General features: G+C 46.0%; 20 protein-coding genes. 15 read left to right on the top strand and 5 right to left on the bottom strand.

Going from position 1 to position 23351, the window contains the following annotated elements; all coding sequences use genetic code 11:
- Positions 1 to 25: 25 nt before the first annotated feature.
- Positions 26 to 1687 carry a phosphoenolpyruvate carboxykinase (ATP) gene (locus AMICO_RS07980; protein ID WP_013048943.1) on the bottom strand — a complete coding sequence of 554 codons (1662 nt, stop codon included), beginning with the start codon at positions 1685 to 1687 and terminating at the stop codon, positions 26 to 28.
- 226 nt (positions 1688 to 1913) lie between these two features.
- Between AMICO_RS07980 and AMICO_RS07985 the strand changes: the two genes are divergently transcribed.
- The 8 genes from AMICO_RS07985 to AMICO_RS08020 all read left to right on the top strand — a co-directional run bounded on the left by AMICO_RS07985 (position 1914) and on the right by AMICO_RS08020 (position 11095).
- On the top strand, positions 1914 to 3950 hold the full coding sequence (locus tag AMICO_RS07985) for a ribonucleoside triphosphate reductase (protein ID WP_013048944.1): 2037 nt from the start codon (positions 1914 to 1916) through the stop codon (positions 3948 to 3950).
- The gene (locus tag AMICO_RS07990; protein ID WP_013048945.1) at positions 3947 to 4636 is read left to right on the top strand and encodes an anaerobic ribonucleoside-triphosphate reductase activating protein; all 690 of its coding nucleotides are present in this window, start codon (positions 3947 to 3949) and stop codon (positions 4634 to 4636) included. The genes AMICO_RS07985 and AMICO_RS07990 overlap by 4 nt, the downstream gene beginning before the upstream one ends.
- A gap of 35 nt (positions 4637 to 4671) precedes the next feature.
- Complete coding sequence (nrdD, locus tag AMICO_RS10110) at positions 4672 to 4824, top strand: anaerobic ribonucleoside-triphosphate reductase (protein ID WP_041459668.1); 153 nt, start codon at positions 4672 to 4674, stop codon at positions 4822 to 4824.
- 109 nt (positions 4825 to 4933) lie between these two features.
- On the top strand, positions 4934 to 6472 hold the full coding sequence (locus tag AMICO_RS08000; RefSeq protein WP_013048946.1) for an ABC transporter ATP-binding protein: 1539 nt from the start codon (positions 4934 to 4936) through the stop codon (positions 6470 to 6472).
- Positions 6469 to 7524 carry an ABC transporter permease gene (locus AMICO_RS08005; protein WP_013048947.1) on the top strand — a complete coding sequence of 352 codons (1056 nt, stop codon included), beginning with the start codon at positions 6469 to 6471 and terminating at the stop codon, positions 7522 to 7524. Before AMICO_RS08000 ends, AMICO_RS08005 begins: the two co-directional genes overlap by 4 nt.
- 3 nt (positions 7525 to 7527) lie before the next feature.
- The gene (locus AMICO_RS08010) at positions 7528 to 8388 is read left to right on the top strand and encodes an ABC transporter permease (RefSeq protein ID WP_013048948.1); all 861 of its coding nucleotides are present in this window, start codon (positions 7528 to 7530) and stop codon (positions 8386 to 8388) included.
- 31 nt (positions 8389 to 8419) lie between these two features.
- The gene (locus tag AMICO_RS08015; RefSeq protein ID WP_013048949.1) at positions 8420 to 9424 is read left to right on the top strand and encodes a BMP family lipoprotein; all 1005 of its coding nucleotides are present in this window, start codon (positions 8420 to 8422) and stop codon (positions 9422 to 9424) included.
- 27 nt (positions 9425 to 9451) lie between these two features.
- Positions 9452 to 11095, top strand: coding sequence for a bifunctional metallophosphatase/5'-nucleotidase (locus AMICO_RS08020; protein ID WP_013048950.1), 1644 nt, complete (start codon positions 9452 to 9454; stop codon positions 11093 to 11095).
- Between the two features lie 59 nt (positions 11096 to 11154).
- Here AMICO_RS08020 and AMICO_RS08025 read toward each other — a convergent pair whose 3' ends face one another.
- Positions 11155 to 11724 (bottom strand): uracil-DNA glycosylase, encoded by a 570-nt coding sequence (locus tag AMICO_RS08025; RefSeq protein ID WP_013048951.1) that lies wholly within the window; start codon positions 11722 to 11724, stop codon positions 11155 to 11157.
- A 149-nt stretch (positions 11725 to 11873) separates the two neighbouring features.
- On the opposite strand from AMICO_RS08025, the gene AMICO_RS08030 reads away from it, so the two are divergent.
- Positions 11874 to 12665, top strand: a complete 792-nt coding sequence (locus AMICO_RS08030) for a 3'-5' exonuclease family protein (RefSeq protein ID WP_013048952.1) — start codon at positions 11874 to 11876, stop codon at positions 12663 to 12665.
- A gap of 52 nt (positions 12666 to 12717) precedes the next feature.
- Positions 12718 to 13707, top strand: coding sequence for a lipoate--protein ligase (locus AMICO_RS08035; RefSeq protein ID WP_013048953.1), 990 nt, complete (start codon positions 12718 to 12720; stop codon positions 13705 to 13707).
- Here AMICO_RS08035 and AMICO_RS08040 read toward each other — a convergent pair.
- From AMICO_RS08040 to AMICO_RS08050, 3 genes are all read right to left on the bottom strand, one after another.
- Positions 13694 to 14806, bottom strand: coding sequence for an ABC transporter ATP-binding protein (locus AMICO_RS08040; protein WP_013048954.1), 1113 nt, complete (start codon positions 14804 to 14806; stop codon positions 13694 to 13696). The two genes, AMICO_RS08035 and AMICO_RS08040, sit on opposite strands and share 14 nt — an antisense overlap.
- Before the next feature lie 4 nt (positions 14807 to 14810).
- Positions 14811 to 16505 carry an ABC transporter permease gene (locus AMICO_RS08045; RefSeq protein WP_013048955.1) on the bottom strand — a complete coding sequence of 565 codons (1695 nt, stop codon included), beginning with the start codon at positions 16503 to 16505 and terminating at the stop codon, positions 14811 to 14813.
- A 79-nt stretch (positions 16506 to 16584) separates the two neighbouring features.
- The gene (locus AMICO_RS08050) at positions 16585 to 17595 is read right to left on the bottom strand and encodes an ABC transporter substrate-binding protein (protein WP_013048956.1); all 1011 of its coding nucleotides are present in this window, start codon (positions 17593 to 17595) and stop codon (positions 16585 to 16587) included.
- A 369-nt stretch (positions 17596 to 17964) separates the two neighbouring features.
- Here AMICO_RS08050 and AMICO_RS08055 point away from each other — a divergent pair, with 369 nt between their 5' ends.
- From AMICO_RS08055 to gcvPB, 5 genes are read left to right on the top strand one after another with little or no spacing between them, the layout of a single operon-like run.
- Positions 17965 to 18972 carry a lipoate--protein ligase gene (locus tag AMICO_RS08055; protein WP_013048957.1) on the top strand — a complete coding sequence of 336 codons (1008 nt, stop codon included), beginning with the start codon at positions 17965 to 17967 and terminating at the stop codon, positions 18970 to 18972.
- Between the two features lie 20 nt (positions 18973 to 18992).
- A complete protein-coding gene (gene gcvT, locus AMICO_RS08060) occupies positions 18993 to 20084 on the top strand; it encodes a glycine cleavage system aminomethyltransferase GcvT (protein ID WP_013048958.1) in 1092 nt (363 codons plus the stop codon).
- 23 nt (positions 20085 to 20107) lie between these two features.
- Positions 20108 to 20509: a glycine cleavage system protein GcvH gene (gcvH, locus tag AMICO_RS08065; RefSeq protein WP_013048959.1), complete on the top strand. Its 402-nt coding sequence runs from the start codon at positions 20108 to 20110 to the stop codon at positions 20507 to 20509.
- A 3-nt stretch (positions 20510 to 20512) separates the two neighbouring features.
- On the top strand, positions 20513 to 21859 hold the full coding sequence (gcvPA, locus tag AMICO_RS08070) for an aminomethyl-transferring glycine dehydrogenase subunit GcvPA (protein ID WP_013048960.1): 1347 nt from the start codon (positions 20513 to 20515) through the stop codon (positions 21857 to 21859).
- Complete coding sequence (gene gcvPB, locus AMICO_RS08075; protein WP_013048961.1) at positions 21856 to 23319, top strand: aminomethyl-transferring glycine dehydrogenase subunit GcvPB; 1464 nt, start codon at positions 21856 to 21858, stop codon at positions 23317 to 23319. Before gcvPA ends, gcvPB begins: the two co-directional genes overlap by 4 nt.
- Positions 23320 to 23351: the final 32 nt, after the last annotated feature.

Below are 23351 nucleotides of genomic sequence, written 5' to 3' on the forward strand. Positions count from 1 at the left end.
TGATAAAAACAGGGGCCTCCGTCGATCAAGCTTCTCCCGGATATCCCAGTTCCCTTGTCATTCTCTGCAAAGCCTCAAGAGCTTCCCGGGGGAGCTTATCTACCCCTCCACGCTCCGATTCCCTTGATTTTACAAAAGCAACCCTGTCTTTTATGCGGGCAGTAATTTCTTTTTTATACTGAACATCATCAAGGTGGAGGGGAAAATCTTCCATTTCCATCACTTCTACCGCACTCAAGGCTCCTAAAGGCCTGAAAGAAACTCGCCCTTCTACAATAGATTCTAATATAGAAAGGGTATGACGGGGCTGCACTTTCTTTCCCATAAAATCTCCTGTATTCAAGATATAACAATCCACTCCACTTTCAAGCAGAGTCTTAAAGCGGCCGTAATCAACCCCTAAGGGATAGGTTCTGAAGGGGTTTGCATAGGGCTCAAACACTAGAGCGTTCGGATCAACACCAGGGGCAAGGCGCTCTGCCGTTGTTCTGCGAGTGGCTAATGTGGCCCCCATAGCGGCTCCCAGCACAGGATCAGTAATTTTGAGCACAGGGGGCATAGTAGGATCTTTCATGAGCCAGAATATAGCATCTATCGGTTCGTCAATCCGATCTACTCTTGTTGGAGACCATAATTTTGACTTGATAGCCCTCCCGTTGCCATTTCTAAGATCTTCAGTTACGGCATAGACCAAGCCGCTCTCCTTACGAACCGCACCGCAATTCTGAAGGGTAACTATAAACTTGTTATCCTCGCAATCCATTGGATAATCCTGTACTTTATCAAAATAAGAAGGTTCCAGGGCGATAGAATATCGCTCTTTCAGGTTAATGACAAAGGCATCGTCATGAAGCACTGTTATATCATAGCGATTTTCGTGGCGTGCATGGGTAATAGTGGACTTCCCTGACCCTGATAATCCAAAGACAGCTGCTACAAAAGAACGGTCTCCAGAAAGATTATACCGTTTCAATCCGCCATGGCAGGAAGCGAAACCGTTGCGGACAGCTGTTCCCCATGCCAGCGTGAGGGTTCCCTTTTTTAACTCGCCAAAATAGCGCATCCCTAAGATGGCCGCGCAATTATGTTCTGGGTCGAAAAGGGCAAGTCCTAGAGGATGATCAGGATGCTTCCAATCAGGATCAGCCAGGATATAAATATCCCCATCAAGATAGGCATGGGATTCCTTATACATTTCACTATAAATCTTATTTATATACTGGAAGTTGAGGATCCAGTTATAGAGCAAATTCTCATGACCTTCAGGAATGAGCAGATGAGCTCGAACCATAAAATCTTTTTCAAGCCCTATAACAGCTTCCGCTGCATAGAGATTCCTGTATCGGGTATGATATACCGCTTCTCGAAGTTTAGCCGCATATTCATCCAGAGACACTTCTGGGTCGCCAAGGATACGCCTGGCAGCGGCGCATCGCCCTACCACAGCTCCATCATTGAAAAGAAGGACGTTGCACCCTTTAGAAAGCCCCTGCCACTCAGGTTCATACACTGGCATGCCTGTCAGTTCGATAGTCCCGACACTTCTTTTAGCCAGCTCATAGGCCTCACGAGGTGTTGTTACATGGAGTACGTTATTGCTCAAAAATGCCGTTTCTATAGTGGTTCTAATTCTGGAAGATATCTTTCCAAAAGTTTCTTTATCGGTGTAGTTTCCTACAGTAGCCATATAAACACCCCTTAGTAGTAAAGGTTTTTCCCATCTTACAATATGCGTACGATTCCGGCCAGAAGAGAAAATGAAAAAAATAAAAAAACAATAGCCAAAACCCTACATATAGAGTTATAATATTTTTAACAACCCCATATAGCCTATATTTCCGTTTGGCTTTTTCTATGAAGGGCGGTATAATCTGAGCCCGAGTATTACCTAAAACATTAAGGAGGCCGCCAAAGTGATACGTCGCATACGAAAAAGAGATGGCCATGAAGTCCCCTTTGACGAATCCAAGATCACAACGGCTGTAATGAAAGCGGCAAAAGCTGTTGATCACCAGAACCCTATGGAAGTAGGGCAAGAAATAACTCGCCAAATTGTATCCCTTCTTGAAATTTTTTACAAAGAAGAAGGGGTGCCCACAGTAGAACAAGTACAGGACCTGGTAGAAAAAATCCTCATAGAGAAGGGTTATGCCTCTATTGCCAAGGCATATATCCTCTATCGGGAGCAGCATGCCAAAATGAGAGACACCAAAAAACTTCTTGGCAGCGCCGCTGATATGATCAACAAATATCTTGAAAAGCTAGATTGGAAAGTGAACGAGAACAGCAATATGAGCTACTCTCTCCAAGGGCTCAACAATTATATTGCTTCTGAATTAACAGCTCAATACTGGCTTCAGGAAATATATTCCCCAAGGGTGAGGGAGCGCCATATTTCAGGAGATCTGCATATTCACGATCTGAGCAATCTTTCTGTATACTGCTGCGGATGGGATCTGTATGACCTTCTTGTCAGCGGTTTCACCGGCGTTCAGACAAAAATGAGCAGCAAACCTGCTAAACACTTTAGAAGCCTGTTAGGGCAAATCGTTAATTTTTTCTATACTATGCAGGGAGAATCTGCCGGGGCTCAGGCCTTTTCTAACTTTGACACCTATCTGGCGCCGTTTATCTATTACGATGATCTGACGTATCGAGATGTGAAACAGGCTCTGCAAGAGTTCATCTTCAATCTCAATGTCCCTACGCGAGTTGGATTCCAAACTCCCTTTACAAATATCACCATGGACCTTATTCCGCCCAAAATCCTGGAAGGCCTGCCGGCAATAGTGGGAGGCAAGGCTATGAATAAGGCCTACGGCGAATTCCAGAAGGAAATGGATATGCTGAACAGGGCTTTTGCAGAGGTGATGCTTGAAGGGGATGCCACGGGAAAAGTTTTTCCTTTCCCCATTCCAACGTACAATATTACTCGAGATTTCCATTGGGATAACGATGTTCTCAACACTGTGTGGGATATGACTGCACGTTACGGCATTCCCTATTTCTCGAACTTTGTCAATTCCGATATGAGCCCTGACGACGCCCGTTCCATGTGCTGCCGATTGCGCCTTGACAACAGGGAGTTACGTAAAAGAGGCGGTGGCCTTTTTGGGTCGAACCCTATGACCGGCTCAATAGGGGTAGTAACCCTCAATATGCCTCGAACCGGCTATCTTTCGAAAAATGAAGATGACTTTATAGAACGTACCTTTGAACTTATGGATATAGCTAAAGAAAGCCTCGAAATAAAAAGAAAAGTGCTTGAGCGTCTCACTGAAGCGAATTTATACCCTTACTCTAAATTTTACCTTCGCTCCATAAAAGAAGAAACTGGAACATACTGGAACAACCATTTCAATACCGTTGGCATTAATGGAATGAATGAAGCACTGCTGAACTTTATGGGGAAAACCATTGCGGATCCGGAAGGGATGTTTTTTGCCACCCGTGTCATGACCGCTATGAGACAGCGGCTTTCAGACTTCCAGGAAGAAACGGGGAATCTTTACAATCTGGAAGCCACTCCAGCGGAAGGGACCAGCTACCGCTTTGCCCGTCTCGATAAAGAACGCTATGGAAACAGTATCTATGCAGCAAACGAAGAGAACGTAAGGCAATTAGGGGCTGACCCCTACTATACTAATTCCAGTCAATTACCAGTGGGATATACAGATGATATTTTTGAAGCCCTGGAACTCCAGGATAAACTTCAGACTCTTTATACCGGCGGAACCGTCTTTCACGGATTTCTAGGGGAAAGTATGCCGAGTGGGGAAAGCACCAAACGTTTAGTGAAAAGAATTGCTGAAAATTTTCATCTACCTTATTTCACTATCACACCAACCTTTAGCGTATGCCCAATCCACGGGTATATACCGGGGGCCCACGAATACTGTCCCTACTGTGATGCTGAAAAAGGATATATGGAAGAAGTGAAATCGCTGTGATTCTTGCAGGGATCGTTCCATCGAGCCTCATTGATTATCCCGAAAAGATTGCTGCCGTCGTTTTCACCAAAGGGTGTAACTTTCGGTGCCCTTATTGCCAGAACCCAGAGCTCGTTGAGGGAGGGGAAATAAATTTCCTCTCAGAAGAAGGCTTTTTTAATTTTCTTGAAAGAAGGATCGGGCTGCTTGACGGCGTTGTTATCACTGGAGGAGAACCTACCTTGCAGCCAGATCTTTTGCCTTTCATCGAAAAAGTGAAAAATATGGGGTTTCTCGTCAAGCTTGATACAAATGGCAGCGACCCCAAGGGACTTCAATCGTTTATTGGAAAAGACCTCGTGGATTATGTAGCTATGGATGTCAAAGCATCGCCAGAAGAATATCCTGTAACAGCAGGATATGGCGGTTCCATTGAACCAATACTTCAATCCATCGAAATACTGAAAAAGACCTCTGTGGCAATGGAATTTCGTACTACTGTGGTTCCTGGTCTTACCGACGAAGAAGAGATGGAAAAGATTGCAAGAATGATAGAAGGGGCAAGGGTTTACTACATTCAGAATTTCAGGTCTTACAGAACCCTATCTGAAGAGTTCTCAAAAGAAAGAAGCTTCTCTCTTCATGAACTGAGTCGATTCAAGAAAATAGCAGAAAAATATGTAGCTTTTGTAGGAGTCAGAAACTAGAAAGCGTCTTACCCTTTTAAAGGAGGCTGTAAATGATGAGTGAAGAAAAACGGACTAAATGTGAAGTATACTCGCGGGTTGTGGGTTTTTTAACCCCAATATCACAATGGAATAAAGGAAAAAGAGAGGAATTCAAAGATAGAAAGACCTTCGACACCCTCCTCAAAAAAGATGAGATTACCGTTTAAGCCGCCATATGGCGGCTTTTTTACATCCCCATTCTTGAACCTATTAAAATCGTGTTACAATAATATTGTCTTTTAAAAAATATTTCCCACCAGAAGTGGAGGGGACATGATGCCGTCGCTATGGATTTCCCGCCTTACCAAAACCTTCGGAACACTCAGAGCGGTCGATGATTTCTCTTTAGAAATTGCCAGTGGCACTGTCCATTCTCTTGTTGGCGAAAACGGAGCGGGGAAATCGACTGTAGTGAAATGCGTCTATGGACTTTACAGTCCCACTGCAGGAAAGTTCAAGATCGATAATAAAATCCTCACTATAAAAACCCCGCGAGACGCAATGAAATATGGAATTGGAATGGTCCATCAGCACTTTATGCTTGTTCCGTCCCTCCCTGTCTATAAGAACGTAGTTCTTGGAGATGAACCCACCACCAGGGGGCTTATCTTCAATCACCATGGCGCAATAGAGGCCGTAAGACACCTTTCTGCTCAATACGGGCTAAATATAGATCCTCTCGCCCCCGTCCACTCATTGCCAGTGGGAATACAGCAGCGTGTGGAAATACTGAAACTTCTTTACAGAAAAGCTGAAATTCTCATTTTTGACGAGCCCACTGCCGTTCTTTCTCCCCGAGAGATAGAAGGGCTTTTTTCTATTATCAGAGAGTTTCGCAAGGCGGGGAAAACGATTATTTTCATTGCACACAACCTCAACGAAGTGCTCGCTGTTTCCGATGTTATTACCGTTATGAGAAAGGGGAAACATATTGCGACCCTCCCTCGCTCAGAGGCCACTTCCGAGGAACTTGCCTCTCTTATGGTAGGCCGCAGCGTCCATATACCGGTACTTGAAGAAACTCCTTCCAGGGAGCTCAAGCCTTTTTTAGAAATGACCCGTTTGACCGTCTCCGGGGACAGGGGCAAGGATGTGGTCAAAAACCTCACCCTTACTGTCCATAGAGGGGAAATTGTTGGAATTGCGGGCATTACTGGAAATGGGCAAAGTGAGCTGGAAGAAGCTATTTCCGGTCTTCGGTTTGTAAAAGAGGGACAACTCTTAATGGGCAAACGGGACATAACACATTTACCACCTCTAAAACGGCGGAAACTTGGACTTGCCTATATCCCGGAAGATCGCATAAAGACAGGGCTTGCCCCCCTCGCTTCCTTAAAAGACAACGCCCTTTTAGGCTATCAATACAAACCGCCCTTCTTAAAAAGGAACTTCTTTCAAAACTTTCGATCCATCAGAGAATTCGCCCTTCATCTTATGGAACGCTATAACATTATGGCGGCAAGTGAAAATATACAGGCAGGAACTCTCTCCGGCGGGAATATGCAACGCCTTGTAATGGCAAGGGAACTTGAACAGCAGCCGGATTTCCTCCTCGTATCCCAACCGACCAGAGGAGTGGATATTGGGGGTATCTCCTTTATCCATGACAGACTTCTCTCCTTAAGAAGAGCTGGGAAAGCCATTCTGATGATCTCTGCGGATCTCGACGAAATCCTTTCTCTCAGCGACAGAATAGCAGTTATGAACAGGGGAGAGATCGTAGCCGTTCTGCCCCGCAAAGAAGCCTCCCGCAACCTTGTCGGACGCCTTATGCTGGAGGGTTCCTTTGTCCGCGGAAAGGAGGCGTCATCATGATCCTTTTTTCAAAAGACTGGCTGATACGTTATCGGGATCAGTGCATTATCCTTGTGTCCTTCGGCTTGAGCCTTCTTATTGGCGCCGTGCTCATTTCCTGTTATGGAGCAAACCCTATGGAAGCCTACAGGGAAATGATCATTGGGGCCTTAGGAGATACCGGCGCGCTTTTAGCAACCCTGGCCAGGGCCGTTCCCCTCATACTTTCCACCATGAGCATCGCTGTTGCTTTTTATGGAGGGATGTGGAATATCGGCGCCGAGGGACAGCTGTTTCTGGGAGCCTTTGCCGCTGCTTTTGCAGGCATAGAGTTTGGCGGGCTTCCTGGCTTTATTCTTATTCCTCTTGGCCTCGCGGCTGGAATAGGAACCGCGGTTTTGTGGGCATGGATCCCAGGGAAACTCCATCTTGATCAAGGCCTCAATATTGTCGTTCTCACTATAATGCTTAATTCTATAGCAATTCTCTTTACTACATATTTGGCCACCGGTCCCTACGCTGGCGAAAGGACAAGTGCAGGAAGCACTGAAAAAATTGCGGAAGCCATGCGTTTCTCTCATTTTCAGGTTTTTGGAACCCTCAATACAGGTATCTATGTAGCACTTGGGGCAGTTCTTATTGTAACTGTGCTCATGGTTTTATCTGTATGGGGCTACGATTGGCGCTGCTCCCGAATGAACACACGCTTTGCCAAATACGGAGGGATAGATGTTCGAAATCGTCAGATGGCAGCAATGCTTTTGAGCGGGGCCCTCGCCGGTCTGGCTGGATCTCTTCTCGTTATGGGAGATCACTACCGTTTCCTCATTAATATTTCTCCAGGGTATACGTGGACAGGCATGATCCTGGCTATGATGGTCACATACTCCCCTATCGGAGGGATTCTCGCGGCTTTTGTTTATTCAATCATGAGTTCCGGAGCCCTTCAGATGGAACTCGTCACAGACATTCCTCAGGAACTTGTTTCAATCATTGTCTGCTGCGCCGTGCTTTTTGTAACTGCCGGAATCTCGGTAGCTAATCGCCTGGCAAACAGGATCAGGGAGGATTAAGCCATGTTTGACTTTCTCAGAGCTACCATCAGGATGTCAACGCCGCTGTTCCTCACTGCCCTCGGCGGAACATGGACTCGGCAAACTGGGGTTTTGAACATAAGCCAGGAAGGGGCTATGCTCATCTCGTCTTTTTTTGCCGTCCTTGGCAATTACTTCTTTCAAAGCTGGATTGCCGGCGTTCTCTCAGGTATGGCGGCGGGACTTATTTTTAATATGCTTTTTGCCTTGCTTTGTGTTTTTCTCAGGGCTAATATATGGGTAGTTGGTATGACCCTCAACATACTGGCAGACAGCCTTTCAATTCTTCTCATGAAGAGCGTCTTTCACGTAAAAGGCGGCTTTCGGGATCCGCGGATGGTACGTATTCCTGACATTTCGTTGCCCTACATAGGAAATTTTTCCCTCCTTATCCTCCTGGCAGCTATTCTCTTTTTTATATTCTGGTTCGTTGATTTTAAAACAGTCTTCGGGATGCGTCTTAAAGCGGCAGGAGAAAATGAAGAAGCCCTTTCAGCTGCGGGGATTTCTCCCGTCAGCCTTCGTTTTAAGGCTTTGGCCATTAATGGAATCATGGTGGGATTGGCTGGCGCATTTCTTTCTACATCCTATTTGGTTGCCTTTGTAAGCGGTATGAGCGCTGGACGGGGATGGCTCGCTGTAGCGGCTGTAATCTTTGGTGACGGCAATCTTCTCTGGTCCATTGTAGGGGTTTTTCTCTTCGGGGCTGCTCAAGCCGCGGGAATAGAGCTTCAATCCTTTGGATTCTCAAGCCATCTCGCCCTTATGCTTCCTTATATTCTGGTTATTATAGCCCTTGTCTTCAAGAACTGGAAAGGGGTGAAACTGGCTAAAAAAGCCTGATTCCAAATATATATAGATGAGGTGATAGGGTATGCATAAAAAAACATGGTGTCTTTTATTAGCTGGCCTACTGCTTTTCGGGATAGCATCCGGAGGAGCCCTCGCTGCCGACAAAATCAAAGTCGCCCTTGTCATCGCAAACAAATTAGGCGACGCGTCATTTTATGACTCTGCCAATGCGGGACTAGAGCGGGCCAAAAAAGAGCTGGACATCGTAGGGAAAGTGGTGGAATGTAATTTTGACCCCGCTAACTATGTTCCATATCTGGCAACTGCCGCCAAAAACTTTGACCTTGTGCTTGTTGTCGGCTTTGAATTTATTGATGCCATCGAACAGGTAGCCCCGGAATTTCCCAACACAGATTTCGCCTATTTCGACGTTTCTGGCAAAACAGTCCATGTCACTTACGTAGACTTTAAAGAAAATGAGGGAAGTTTCCTGGCAGGAGCTCTGGCGGCAATGATGACCACCCGTGAAAACGATCCTCTCGTTAATAAGGAAGCCATTATCGGCGCAGTGGGGGGAGAAGACATTCCCGTCATTCACAACTTCTTTGTGGGATATGAACAGGGCGCAAAATATATCAATCCCGACTGCGAGGTCCTTACGGGCTTTGTGGGGAGCTGGTCTGACCCCGCGAAGGGAAAAGAAATGGCGTTGAACCAGTACCATAATGGCGCAGATGTGATCTTCCAGGTGGCAGGGGGAACAGGGGAAGGAGTTATCGCCGCGGCTAAAGAAGCTAATTTCTATGCCATAGGTGTTGATTCTCCTCAGGAATACCTTGCGCCGGAAGTGGTTCTCACCTCCATGTTAAAGAGACTGGATAACGCGGCTTACGACCTCATAAAGGCTAAAAAAGAGGAAAACTATCCCAGAGGGCAGGTTGTCTCTTGCGATCTCAAAAACAACGGCGTGGGGCTCTCCTGGTCTGATAGTGCTCTGAAGCTCGTTCCCGAAGATGTGCGGCATCGGTTGGAAGAACTTACTCAAGAGGTTGTTGAAGGCAAAATAGTTGTGGAAGAGTATAAATAAGAGTATCAATGAAAGGAGGCTGAGGTTATGAGGAAAAAAATTGTCAGAGGGCTTATAGCGTGTTGTCTTCTCCTCATCCTCTCTGCAGGTGCTCTAGCCGTTGACGGCTCCATTACTCTTATGACCCTTAATGATATCCATAGCCACATCTATCCTTACACAATCAGCAAAGAAGTGAAGGGGGAAAAAGTTAAGGTTGAAGTAGGCGGACTTGCTCGCGCTTCCACTCTTATAGGCAAAGAAAAGGCCCAAAATCCCGGCAATGTCTTTGCTTTGGAAATGGGTGATATCAATGAAGGGCCGCTTTTCTTTTTCTACAAAGGACTTGCTGAGATCAGAGGGCTTAACCTGGCTGGCATTGATATTGCCACTTTAGGAAATCATGAATTCGATCTCGGCCCTTCAGTGCTTGAGGACTTGATGAGATATGCGCGGTTCCCCTTTACCGTAGCGAATCTTCATACAGACCTTCCCGCTTTTCAAAACCTTTATCACCCATACGTCATCAAAGACGCTGCCAATGGGCTGAAGATCGGTTTCTTCGGTCTCATCGCCCCTGAACTTTTCTCTGTCACCAAGGGCAGCCGCGGTTTCCGTGTAGGTCAGGATCTCAAGGAAGAGGCCCAACACATGGTAAAGATCCTTCATGAGGAGCAATGCGATATCATTGTCGCTATGACCCATGTGGGCATCTACGCAGATCGGGCCATCGCCCAGGCAGTAGAAGGCATCCATATCATCACAGGCGGCCATTCCCACACACTTCTTGAAACTCCTGAGATAATAACGGGACCCAATGGGTGGAAAACAATGGTCTCCCATGGCGGTTCAATGGGCAGGTATATAGGCATCGCCACAGTAGCAGTGAAAAATGGCAAGCTTGATGAAGGCAATTCTTCATGGAAAGCGCGGGAGCTCACCAGCGACATCCCCATGGATAAGCGTGTCGCATGGCTCATTAACCCTTTCCAGGAAAAGCTTGATGAAAAACTCGGCGAGCCTATAGGGATCATGACGCAGGATGCTGACGCCACAAAGGCAGCGGTAAGGGGAAAGGAAGCCCCTCTTGGGAATTTTATCGCCGATTCCCTCCGCTGGAATGGTCAGACCCAGATAGGGCTTATGAACGGAGGAAGCATCCGCGGCGATAAGGTATACCCCGCCGGAGAAATCTCATACAAAACCCTTTACGAAATGTTACCCTACGGAAACACCCTTGTTCGAATTGATCTCACTGGGGAGCAAATCCGAGACATTTTAGAAGTATCCGCCTCCGCCCTCATTCGTGAGGGAGATGGGTATGATGGAAACCTTCGAACCCCTACCGGCGGATTCTTACAGGTATCGGGTTTGAAGGTCTCATACGATCTCAAGAAAAAACCCGCTCTGATCAATAACGATGGGGATCTTTTGGAGAATGGGGATCGGGTTGTTGAGGTTATGGTTGAGAACGATGACGGAACATGGGCCCCACTCAACCCTGGCACAGTCTACTCAGTGACGACTACCGACTGGCTTGCTCCAGGGGGCGATAAATATTACGTATTTAAGATGGCGGCTCCCACAGCCTATAGCATGCAGGTAGGGGATGTAGAAAGTTTGGCCCAATATATCCGCCATCTAGGGGAAATAAAGCTTCAATCTGAGGAACGCATTACTATTCTCCAGTAATAGGTTCTCACTCAAAAAAGAGAACATAAAGGGGCTTGCGTTCATACAAGCCCCTTTCTCTATTTCAAAAAGGAAGCTATTTCTCGCAGATCACAAAGGGTCTGATGGAGAGGACGCCCCTTTTCCCTCGATCTGTTCCGCAACAGATAACTTGGATGAAAGAGGGGGCGGATCTTTATTTTCCTCCCTTCAAAATCCCAGGGATAATATTGCCCCCGCAGGGCTGTAACCCCTTTCCTCGTGTTGAGAAACCACTGGGTGGGCGTATTGCCTGCCGTTACAATCAATAACGGGGAAAGGAGGCGTATCTGTTCTTCCAAAAAAGGGCGGCAGGCATCCAGCTCATCCTTTGTAGGTTTTCGATTTTCCGGTGGGCGGCACTTAACCATATTGGTAATGAAAAAGAATTCTCGAGAAAGGCCTGCTTCTTCAATAAGCTGGCACAGGAGATTCCCTGACCGTCCCACGAAGGGGCGCCCCGTTTCATCTTCTGTAGCGCCAGGAGCTTCCCCCACAAGCATAACCCTGCACTCCGCCAAGCCTTCACCGATAACAGGCTGCTGTCTCATTCCGCATAATTCACATTTCTCACAAACTTCTATACGTTGTCGCAAAGAAAAGGCATCCATAGACAGCTGTTCCCTCCAAACGTGTACTTTTCACAATTCTATTTCCATATTCAGGTTACTATGTTTTTTATAGTACGTAAACAGGATGGCACGGCTTCGTGTAATCCATGCTAAAATCAATTGCTACACTGGAGAAAGGAGGATAGGCCATGAATTTTGCTGTCTTTGACCTCGAAACGAACGGACTGAAGGGAAGTTCTGTTGTCTCAGCTTCCTCCATTGTTTTTGATGACAGAGGACATATCCGTGATTTTTTTAATCGCTTTTACTTTCCCACAGAAACACCAGACTATGCCACTGAAAAGATTCATGGTTTGACAGTGGAAAGAATTCATTGGTTCCGTCAGACAGAACCCTATCCCCTCTATTTTCTTGAAGATGTGGACGCCCTTCTTTCTTTCTGGAAAAAGTGGCACGTGTCAGGAATCGTGGTACATAATCTGGCCTTTGATACGTCATTTTTACCCAGAGAAACTGTAAAAGACTGGAAATGGTGGTGTTCCATGATCGGCCTTACGAACTGGTGCGCCATACCTAACCCTAAGAATGCCGCACTGTACAAATGGCCCAGGCTCAATGAAGCGAAAATGAAGACCATAACTCACCTTAAAACTCCGTCTATAGTCAAAACAATAGAAGACGCTCTTCCTTCCGAAATAGGGCACTACTCTCTCAGTGACTGTTTTGAACTGTATGGCATTTTCATGCGTATCTGGGTTTCCCGCCCCGAACTGGTGACATTCCGTCATTATAAAAACCGTTATATTAAACCCCAGGAAAAACACTACCTCATGCCTCTTCCCACGTCGCCTGATATTTTTGTAATTCGCGGACTTCTATTTGCCGAAGGACTGGCCCTTTCAGCAAACTTGACTGAATACGCCTTTCATATACGCTCACTGATAGATCTATATACGCTACACTATAAAGTCAACGTTTAAGGTCAGAAAAAGACAAAGGCTATCCGCACTTTTAGTATCTGGAGGTACTCACATGTACTATATAGAGAACATTTGCACAGACCCGCGGTACAACCTTGCTCTTGAAGAATATGTTTACTCTCTTCTCTCAACGTACAAAGAGAAATTTATGCTGCTATGGCGAAATAGCCCATCAATTATCGTCGGGCGCTTTCAAAATACAGCGGCAGAGGTCAATGAGCCTTTTGTAAGGGAAAACAATCTTCACGTCATTCGCCGCATCACCGGAGGGGGAGCTGTCTATCATGATCTTGGAAATCTCAACTACACCTTTGCCGTACCTAACGATTCAGACAATCCCTTCGATTTTCAAAAGCACTCCCAGCCGATCGTAGATGTGCTGCAAAGCCTTGGGGTATATGCTGAATTCAACAGCCGGAATGACCTGGCCATCAATGGTCTAAAGTTCTCTGGAAATGCCCAGCATATGGATAAAAAAAGGCTTCTTCATCATGGAACCCTTCTCTTTAATTCAGACCTGGAGAAGCTCTCTTTAGCATTGAAAGTTTCAGAAGATAAATTCCAGTCTAAAGCCGCTAAATCAGTAAAAAGCCGAGTTACCAATATTCTTCAGTGGCTTCCCCGCCCTATGAGTATTGAAGCCTTTAAAGATGCAATTCTTCGCCAGATGGATAAAAAGGAGGGTTTCAAGCCCTACTTTCTCTCACAAGACGACCGTAAAAACATTGAAAGGCTCATTGAAGAAAAATACAGTACATGGAGCTGGAATTGGGGAAGATCCCCTGAATTTACAGAAAAAAAGAGCCGGCGTTTCAATGCCGGCAAAGTGGAGGCCTGCTTTAACATAAAAGACGGGGTTATAACAGGCTGTCGTTTTTTCGGAGATTTCTTTGGCGACGAGAACCTTAATATTTTCGAAGGTCATCTTTTACATTGCCTCTATGAAGAAAAGGCCCTGAGAAAAAGGCTCGCTTCCATTGATACTGAAAAATATTTCGCCTCCATACCCAAAGAAGAGCTTGTTTCTTTCATTTGTGGCTAAAAGAAGATGCCGACTCATCGAGAAGGTGTATGGCTTCTTCTTTAAAACGAATGAACACTTCCTCTTCCACTTCAAAAAGGGTCTGCGTTATGGGGTTCACAGTATGAACAATAAGATGATCGTGAAAAACCGTATTGTGAACCTCAATTTCATACTCAATTATGGTTCCTAAAAAAGTACGTCGGAGAATTCTTCCTTCTCCATGGTGTACATCATCGCTTTTTATGTTATCTATTTCTATCGCTTCGGGACGAAGGGTCGCTATAACAATATCTCCAACATGACACGCCTCAGGAATAGCCATAACATCTAAAAGGGAAGAGCCAATGCGGACATGTTTTTTGTCCTCTATTTTTGCAGGCATAAAGTTGACCTTTCCTATAAAAGCCGCAACAAAAGAATTCGACGGCCTTGCGTAAAGTTCAATGGGAGTTCCCACCTGCTCTATCCGCCCCTTGTTCATGACTACCACTCGATCAGATATACTCATGGCTTCCGCCTGGTCATGGGTTACATAGACACTGGTAATGCCAAGTCGTTTCTGAAGATGGCGAATCTCTATACGCATTTGCTCCCGTAATTTTGCGTCAAGATTAGAGAGGGGTTCATCAAAAAGCAAAAGGGCCGGCTCCATTATAATGGCCCTGGCCAAAGCCACCCTTTGCTGCTGACCGCCGGAAAGCTGGCTGGGCTGTCGGGATTCCAGCCCCGTCAATCCAACGAGATCAATGACCCCTTCCATTTTTTCACGGATTTTGCTCTCCTCCATTTTCTTGAGACGCAGGCCAAAGGCAATGTTCTCATACACATTGAGGTGAGGAAAGATGGCATAAGACTGAAAAACCATGGTAGCGTTCCTATGGTTGGGAGCCACATCGTTGACCCTTCGATCCCCGAAAAAAACATCTCCCTCTGTGGGATCTTCAAAGCCGGCAATCATTCGAAGCAACGTTGTTTTCCCACAACCGCTCGGCCCTAAAAGGGTGATAAGTTCCCCCTCTTTTACATGAAGGTCCACCCGATCTACCGCTCGAACTCGATTGGAGGGATCATCATAACTGCCAAAATCCTTGACAATTTTTTTTATGTAAAGTTCCATAGGGCTACAGCTCCTTTGATATCTCTAAGGCTTTCATTCCACCGGCTCGACCCGAAACGAGGCGGCTGATAATGACCATGGCTACAAGGACAATCGCCACCAAAATAACGCTGAAAGCCGCTGCCACACCCAACCGTCCCGACCCAACTTCGTTGAGTATCTGGACCGTGAGAAGGTTCCACCGGGCTGAAACGAGAAAAATAGCGGCACTTATGGCCGTCATGGCCCTTACAAAAGCGAAGACAAGGCCAGAAAAGAACGCCGGTGCTATAAGAGGCAACGTAATTTTTCGAAAAGTAGTCATACCATCAGCTCCAAGATTCTGTGCCGCCTCTTCTATTGTGGGATCTATTTGTCTTAAAACGGCAACTCCCGACTGAATTCCCACAGGGATATAACGAAAAATGAAATTGAGCACAAGAATGACGAGAGTCCCAATAAGAAGGAGAGGCGGTTTATTAAAAGCAAGAATATATCCAATACCTACAACCGTTCCAGGGACGGCAAAATTAAGAATAGAAACAAATTCTAAAGTTCCTTTTCCAGGAAAAGAGAGGCGAACCACCATAAAAGCAATAAGCATGCCAAGAAGCCCAGAAATAGGTGTCGCCAAAGCAGCAATGACTAAGGTATCTTTTATCGTATCAAACCCTACACTCAGGGCATAGGCAAAGTGCCTGGCTGTAAGAGAAAAGTCATATCCCCAAACACGAGTCATGGCCCCGAGAAAAATCGTTCCATAAAAAAGGAGCACAAATAGAGCGAATAAGGCGACAAAAGTCTGCAGGCATTTTCGTGCTCCGCGGCTCACCAGCTTTGATGATGAAGCTACAGGTTTCCCCGTAATGGTCGTATATTGCCGTTTTTCAAGATAATAGCGCTGAATGGCAAAGGCTGTTATAGATGGGATAAGCAACACAACAGCTAAGGCCGCTCCCAGGGGAAGATTGAAGGAACCTGTAATCTCGAGATATGCCTGGATGGAAAGCATAGGGAAACGGCTTCCCGCCAGAACAAGGGGATTTCCAAAATCGGCTAAGGACTCAATAAGCACCACTAGAAAAGCACTGGCTATACCCGGTAGACTCAATGGGAAAGTTACTTTCCAGAAAGTCTGCCAGCGAGAAGCACCTACATTCATTGCCGCGTCCTCCAACGTGGGGTTAAGAGATTCAAGAACCCCACGCAGTGTTAGGTACGCTACAGGAGCAAAGGTAAATATCTGAGAAAGGAGTACTCCTTTAAAACCATAGATACTGAAATTCTTCAGTCCTAATAATCCTTTCGTAATAAGGCCATTCGCTCCGAAGAGCATCAATATGGCCAGTGAGCTGGTAAAGGGCGGGGAAATAATTGGTAAAATAAAAAGGATATGTAAAACCTTCTTCCCGGGAATAGCTGTCCTCGTAATAGTAAAGGCTGCTATATATCCAATTGCAACACCCGCAACCCCTGTAGCTATTCCTACAAAAAGGCTATTACTCAGTGCACTTCTAAGATAACGAAAAGTAAAGAAACGGCGGTAATTAACGAGGGAAAATGCTCCTTCCTGAGTTTGAAAGCTTCTAATCAGCACAGAAATGAGGGGGAAAAGAACAAAAAGAATAAGGGCAAAAGCCACAATACCCACTAAAAAAGCAAGAAGTGGGTCACGCCAAAGAAGCTGCAGTTCCCGCTTAGCTCGACGTATATATGACATAAAAAACCTCCTGAAAAAAGGGGCCAGATCTCTCCAGCCCCTTATTGTTGACCATAGCAATATGAGAATCGCTTATTGTTTATTGACCGAGAACTTCAGTTACCCAACGATCAATAAGGCGGCTTTTTTCCTGAGCCGCTTTCTCTATGTCATAATTGATGAGTTTGATCTCAGAAAGGGGTGGCAGGCCCTCTCCCGCTGAAACATCACTTCGCACAGGGAAGAAATATGTTTTGTTTTCGCTTAAAGACTCCTGTCCCTTTTTCGAGAGTATCCAGTCAACAAGTTTGTGGGCTTCTTCTTTATTCTTTACACCCTTAATGATGGACAGGGCTGCCGCCTCATAACCCACGCCTTCTTTTGGGAAGATGACCGTTGCCGGGAATCCTTCGTCTACAAGTTTCAGGAAAGCGGGGGTAAACTGAATGGCCACCTTGGCTTCCTTAATAGCAAGGTTCTTGCTGGGTCCAGTTCCGCTCTGCGTATAGGTCTGGATATTAGGATTAAGAGCTTTCATATAGGCATAGGCTTCATCTTCTCCATAAATGCTTATAAGGGTCATCATAATAGCAAAGGCTGTGCCGGAGGATTGGGGTGAAGGCATTTGAATCATGCCTTTCAAACCTTCATGCTTCAAATCTTCCCATGACTGGGGAACTGGAATCTTTTCGGCAGCCAGTTCGTCTGGGAGAACTCCAATGCCAATGGGGTTCATATAAAAAGCATGCCAGTACCCTTCCGGATCTTTAAAATTTGCGGCAAGGCGGCTCTCTTCTGAAGAAACGTAAGGCTCTGTCAGTCCTCTTTCCCTTGCTACTATGTGATTTTCACTGGGGGCGCCAAACCAGACATCGGCCTGGGGGTTGGCTTTTTCAGCTTCGATCCGGCTAAGAGCCGGCCCGGAAGATAGAAAAACCATCTGGACCTTTATTCCAGTCTCTTTTGTAAATGCCTCAAGAATATGACGGGCATTTTCTTCGTCCACACTTGAGTAAACAATGAGATCTCCGGCAAAAACACGGAATGGCACCATACAAAGCATTGCTAATACAACAGCAAAAACTGTGAAAATCTGAATCCTGTTCTTCATTAGCAAATCCCTCCTCATACCCTTAGTTTTTACCTCTACTCATTCTGGTAAAATCAATATAACATAGAAAAAGCACCTTGCATCTCTTGCGAATTTTCATAACTTAAAGAATATATAATCTAAACATCATTCTGTTGACTTTATATACTCATATCTTATAGACTTGTAATAAATTGAATAAGAGCGATTCGAGTTTCGTTTCATGTTCTAAGAGACTCGATGAGGCGCCGAGGAGACACTGTATGAATCATCTAAACAACGGCCAGGTTATGGAGATGGTTTTTTAGTTTTGTCTCTCTAGGGGATCGGAGCCTGCAACGGAGGTATTGTTCTGTTGTGGGCTTTTTACATCAAAGGGGGCTAACCGCCATGCTAAAAGTTAAGACTTTTCTTGCTGAATCTCCTTTTGTTGATCCACGGATCAACCTGGCTATTGAAGAACATCTTCTCTCACATCTTTCTAGCCATTCTGTAATTCTTTACCTTTGGCAAAATGAACATACCGTTGTCATCGGAAGAAACCAGAATGCCTGGAAAGAGTGCCGCACAAGCCTTCTATCAGAAGAGAAGGGAACTTTAGTCCGTAGGCTCTCGGGCGGTGGTGCCGTCTATCACGATTTGGGTAATTTGAATTTCACCTTTCTTGCTTCACATCTTAGTTACGACTTCATTCGTCATATAAAAGTTCTTGTTGCTGCCTTTCGCTCCATAGGCATTCCAGCTTCCTTTAGCGGCAGAAATGATATTTTTGTAGAAAATCGCAAGGTTTCAGGCAATGCTTTTTACCAAGGCAAAGCTGGGCGATATCATCATGGTACAATATTAATAGATGTAGACATTGACCGGATGGTCCGTTACCTTCAACCCCCCGCAGCCAAGTTAAAGGCGAAAGGGATCGATTCTGTCAAATCCCGTGTTGCAAATCTCAAAGAATTTAACACTTCTCTATCTATCGATGTGGTCAAAAAAGCGATAAAGGCTTCTTTTCTGGAAGAATATGGCGGAGAAGGTGAAAATATTTCCCTTTCAGATATCATGAAAAAAGAAGAAGTTAAGACCCTCTATAAAAAATATAGTAATCCTTCATGGATATATGGGCTATCTCCAGATTTTGACGTAGAAATTGAAAACCGTTTTGACTGGGGACATGTAGCGTTGGGATTTCATGTGAGAGAAGGGAGCGTGTCTCAGTGCCATATATATTCTGATGCCATGGACGGGGATCTTATAGCAAGCCTTGCTCCCTTTTTAAAGGGAGTTCCTTTACAAGGAGATGTTCTTGCCAAGGCATTAAGAAGGAACTTCCCAGAATCAATGCCCCAGGAGGTACAGGAAATGGCATGTTGGCTCGAAAAAGATTGGGCCCATATGTTTTAGCATCATACGGAGGTGAGGTTGTGAGACGAACAATATTCTACGAGAAACATCTCGCTCACGGCGGGAAAATGGTCGATTTTGGCGGTTGGGAACTTCCTGTTCAATACACGGCAGGTATAGTCGAAGAACACAAGAGAGTTAGATCTGCTGCTGGTCTTTTCGACGTTTCCCACATGGGAGAAGTTAGAGTCGCGGGACCCAAAGCTGAAGCCTGGCTTCAGAACATGATGACTAACGATATCACAGCTATGGAAAACGGACAGGTCATTTACACCTTTATGTGCTACCCCAATGGCGGGGTTGTAGACGATCTTCTTGTCTATAAGGTTTCCACAGAGAACTACTTTTTGGTTATCAATGCTTCAAACACAGACAAGGACGTCCTCTGGTTCCACGACCATGTTACAGAAGGCGTAACTGTTGAGAATTTATCTCCTCAGTACAGTGAACTCGCCCTCCAGGGCCCCAAAGCAGAAGAGATTTTGAAAAAGATAGCTAATTTCGATCCTGCCAGCTTGGGGTTCTTCCGGTTTGTTGAGAATGTCAAAGTGGCAGGTGTAGACGCTCTTGTGTCTCGTACCGGATATACAGGAGAAGATGGCTTCGAAATTTACATGCCATGGGACGAAGGCGCCCCTGTATGGGATGCTGTAATGAAAGCGGGAGAAGAGTTCGGTATTCTTCCTGCAGGCCTGGGATGCCGCGATAGCCTTCGCTTTGAAGCTGGCCTCCCCCTCTACGGTCATGAACTGGCAGCCTACATTACCCCTCTAGAGGCGGGGTTGGGGTTCTTTGTGAAGCTCAACACAGAATTTATTGGGCGACATGCTCTTGCCGCACTCAAGGAAAACGGCGTTCCCCGCAAGATCGTCGGCCTTGAAATGATAGACAAGGGAATTCCCAGAGAGCAGTATGAAGTCAGAGCTCAGGGACGAACCGTAGGCAGGGTAACTACAGGTGGTTATTCCCCAAGCCTTGATAAGAGCATTGCTTCTGCCCTCGTTGAAGCTTCTGCGGCTGACGAAGAAGAAATGTTCATTGTTATTCACGGGAAAGAAAAGAAAGCTAAAAAGATCAAAAGACCTTTTTATCAAAAACACTACAAACGGTAAAAGAGAAAAGGAGGTTACGGATAATGGCAAAAGTATTGAAAGACCTTAAGTACACAGAAAGTCACGAATGGGTGAAAGTTGAAGGCGGCAAGGCTCGTATAGGAATTACAGACTACGCGCAACATGCAATGGGTGACATTGTTTATGTGGAACTCCCGGAAGAAGGTGCTGAATTTTCAACAGGCAGCGACCTTTGCGTAGTGGAGTCAGTAAAAGGAGCTAACGACGTGTACGCTCCTGTAAGCGGCACCGTTGTAGAAGTCAACTCAGGGCTTGAGGATTCACCTGAACTTCTCAATGAAGACGCTTACGCCAACTGGATCGTTGTATTGGAAATGTCCGATACCTCAGAACTTGACAATCTTCTTGACGGGGAGGCCTACGAGAAGCTGTGTGACAGCCTCGAAACGAAAGAGGGGGCGTAGTTTATGGCACGTTATATTCCAAACACGGAGGAACAGCAAAAAGACATGCTCCATAGAGTGGGTGTTTCCTCTATTCAGGAACTGTTTGCTGACATCCCTGAATCAATTCAACTAAAAGAAGATTTAAACATTCCTTCCGCTCTTTCAGAACTTGAGCTGGGCAGGCATATTCGTTCTATGGCTGCCTCTAATGCCAGCGCGGACAAATATGCTTATTTCCTTGGCGCTGGAATATACGATCACTTTATCCCTACAGTGGTCAACCATCTGGTCAGCAGGCAGGAGTTCCTTACAAGTTATACGCCGTACCAGCCAGAAGTGAGCCAGGGTACTCTTCAGACTATTTTTGAGTATCAGACCATGATTTGCGAACTCACAGGAATGGACGTGTCCAACGCTTCCATGTATGACGGCGCTTCAGCAATGGCTGAGGCTGCATTTATGGCAGGAGCCTCTACAAAAAGGAGCGAAGTACTCGTTGCTCGATCCGTCCACCCTGAAAGCAGGAAGGTTCTTAAGAGCTATGCCCCTTATCAGCACCTTACCGTCAAAGAGGTGGGTTTTAAGAACGGCAGCATTGACATGGAGGATCTCAACAAACAAATTTCATCCAACACAGCAGCCGTAATCGTGCAAAGCCCGAACTTTTTTGGCGTTCTGGAAAACCTTGCTGCCATAGGGGAAGCGGCCAAGAATGCCGGTGCTGTTTTTATAGTGGCAACTGACCTCATGGCCCTTGCTCTCCTTGAGCCACCCGCAGTTTACGGAGCAGATGTGGTCATTGGTGACGGACAGCCCATAGGCAATGCCATGAATTTCGGTGGTCCTGGTTTTGGCTTTTTTGCAGTGACAAAAAAATATATGCGGAAAATGCCAGGACGAATCGTAGGACAAACACTGGACAGGAAAGGAAACACTGCCTACGTTCTGACCCTTCAGGCTCGTGAGCAACATATTCGCAGAGAAAAAGCCACATCAAATATCTGCTCTAACCATAACCTTAACATCGTTATGGCAGCCATATATATGAGCCTTATGGGCAAAGAAGGACTTTGTGAGGTCGCTAATGCATGTCTGCAAAAAGCAGCCTATACGAAGAAACTTCTTACAGAAAACGGAACCTTTAAATCAGCCTTTGACGCCCCCTTCTTCAGAGAGTTCGTAGTAACGCCTGAAGAGGCTCCAGTGTCAATTAACAAACGACTCTATAAGGAAGGAATCATTGGTGGATATGACCTCTCCAAGGACTACCCTGAACTCAAAAACAGCTGGCTTGTAGCCGTTACTGAGAAACGGACCAAAGAAGAAATCCACCGCTTTGCCAAGATAGCAAGGGGGGATAAGGCATGATTCGACTTGTGCCGCCTATTTTTGAAACAAGCGTTCCTGGAAGAAAAGGTTACTCTCTTCCAGAAATGGACGTCCCACAAGAGAAGCTTGAAAAACTCATTCCCGAAGCAATGTTGAGGAAAGAGAAAGCCGGCTTACCTGAAGTAAGCGAAGTGGATGTAGTCCGTCACTTCACTCGCCTTTCTCAATTGAACTTTGCCGTGGACGAAGGGCTATATCCTCTTGGTTCATGCACTATGAAATACAACCCTAAGATCAATGAAGACATGGCTAATCTGCCTGGCTTCACTGGGATACATCCCCTGCAATGCCCTCATACCGTTCAGGGAGCCCTCGCCCTTATGTACGAGCTTTCTGCCATGCTGGCAGAAATCACAGGAATGAAGGCCGTATCTCTTCAGCCTGCGGCAGGAGCCCACGGAGAGCTAACAGGGGTCATGATCATAAAAGCCTACCACGAACATCGTGGAGACTCAAAACGTACTAAAATGATCGTCCCAGATACAGCTCACGGAACAAATCCAGCGTCCTCTGCCGTTGCAGGTTTTGATGTGGTTGAGGTTAAATCCAATGAACGTGGCAATGTTGACGTAGAGGCACTCAAAGCCCTTATGTCAGATGAGATTGCCGGAATCATGTTAACGAACCCCAACACTCTCGGTCTCTTCGAAGAAGACATCCTTGAAATCGCCCAAATCGTTCACGACGCAGGGGGCCTTTTATACTACGATGGAGCCAACGCCAACGCCATTCTTGGGAAAACGCGACCTGGGGATATGGGATTTGACGTGATCCATCTCAACCTTCACAAATCCTTCAGCACTCCCCATGGCGGAGGCGGTCCGGGATCTGGCCCGGTGGGTGTTTGTGAAAAACTCGTTCCCTTTTTACCAGTTCCCTCTATAGTCAAAAAAGATAATGGTTACGAATTTGACTATGACAGCCCCCTTTCCATTGGGAAAGTTCGTTCCTTTTACGGGAACTTCAGCGTCTTAGTGCGGGCCTATACCTATATCCGCACCATGGGACCAGACGGACTGAGGGCTGTGGCTGAAAATGCGGTGCTTAACGCAAACTATGCACAGGTTCAGCTGCAAGAATACTTCGATCTCGATTTTAAGCGAATTTGCAAACATGAGTTTGTGCTTTCAGGGAGAAAACAGCACCATGAAAGCGGCGTTTCTACCTTGGATATAGCCAAACGGCTCATAGACTATGGCTTCCACCCGCCAACAGTGTATTTCCCGTTGCTCGTGGAAGAAGCAATCATGGTGGAACCGCCTGAAAGCGAAAGCAAAGAAGAAGTGGATTCTTTCATAGAGGCCATGATTTCTGTGGCAAAGGAAGCCAAGGAGAATCCTGAACGCTTCAAAGAAGCACCTTATGGAACAATTGTTTCACGGCTTGACGAAACCCTGGCCGCAAGAAAACCAGTTCTTCGCTGGAATCCAGCAGAGTAAAACCGGTACGTCGTGGGGACCCGGCAGAATAC

It is taken from the genome of Aminobacterium colombiense DSM 12261 (assembly GCF_000025885.1).
Taxonomy (GTDB): Bacteria; Synergistota; Synergistia; order Synergistales; family Aminobacteriaceae; genus Aminobacterium; species Aminobacterium colombiense.

What these genes read in the sequence shown, in the direction of transcription:
- AMICO_RS08030 (WP_013048952.1), top strand. Translation starts at nt 11,874, where the DNA reads ATGAATTTTGCTGTCTTTGACCTCGAAACGAACGGACTGAAGGGAAGT.
- gcvH (WP_013048959.1), top strand. Translation starts at nt 20,108, where the DNA reads ATGGCAAAAGTATTGAAAGACCTTAAGTACACAGAAAGTCACGAATGG.
- AMICO_RS08005 (WP_013048947.1), top strand. Translation starts at nt 6,469, where the DNA reads ATGATCCTTTTTTCAAAAGACTGGCTGATACGTTATCGGGATCAGTGC.
- AMICO_RS07980 (WP_013048943.1), bottom strand. Translation starts at nt 1,687, where the DNA reads ATGGCTACTGTAGGAAACTACACCGATAAAGAAACTTTTGGAAAGATA.
- nrdD (WP_041459668.1), top strand. Translation starts at nt 4,672, where the DNA reads ATGAGTGAAGAAAAACGGACTAAATGTGAAGTATACTCGCGGGTTGTG.
- AMICO_RS08040 (WP_013048954.1), bottom strand. Translation starts at nt 14,806, where the DNA reads ATGGAACTTTACATAAAAAAAATTGTCAAGGATTTTGGCAGTTATGAT.
- AMICO_RS08010 (WP_013048948.1), top strand. Translation starts at nt 7,528, where the DNA reads ATGTTTGACTTTCTCAGAGCTACCATCAGGATGTCAACGCCGCTGTTC.
- gcvPB (WP_013048961.1), top strand. Translation starts at nt 21,856, where the DNA reads ATGATTCGACTTGTGCCGCCTATTTTTGAAACAAGCGTTCCTGGAAGA.
- AMICO_RS08000 (WP_013048946.1), top strand. Translation starts at nt 4,934, where the DNA reads ATGCCGTCGCTATGGATTTCCCGCCTTACCAAAACCTTCGGAACACTC.
- AMICO_RS08025 (WP_013048951.1), bottom strand. Translation starts at nt 11,724, where the DNA reads ATGGATGCCTTTTCTTTGCGACAACGTATAGAAGTTTGTGAGAAATGT.
- AMICO_RS08050 (WP_013048956.1), bottom strand. Translation starts at nt 17,595, where the DNA reads ATGAAGAACAGGATTCAGATTTTCACAGTTTTTGCTGTTGTATTAGCA.
- AMICO_RS08015 (WP_013048949.1), top strand. Translation starts at nt 8,420, where the DNA reads ATGCATAAAAAAACATGGTGTCTTTTATTAGCTGGCCTACTGCTTTTC.
- AMICO_RS08020 (WP_013048950.1), top strand. Translation starts at nt 9,452, where the DNA reads ATGAGGAAAAAAATTGTCAGAGGGCTTATAGCGTGTTGTCTTCTCCTC.
- AMICO_RS08035 (WP_013048953.1), top strand. Translation starts at nt 12,718, where the DNA reads ATGTACTATATAGAGAACATTTGCACAGACCCGCGGTACAACCTTGCT.
- gcvPA (WP_013048960.1), top strand. Translation starts at nt 20,513, where the DNA reads ATGGCACGTTATATTCCAAACACGGAGGAACAGCAAAAAGACATGCTC.
- AMICO_RS08045 (WP_013048955.1), bottom strand. Translation starts at nt 16,505, where the DNA reads ATGTCATATATACGTCGAGCTAAGCGGGAACTGCAGCTTCTTTGGCGT.
- AMICO_RS08055 (WP_013048957.1), top strand. Translation starts at nt 17,965, where the DNA reads ATGCTAAAAGTTAAGACTTTTCTTGCTGAATCTCCTTTTGTTGATCCA.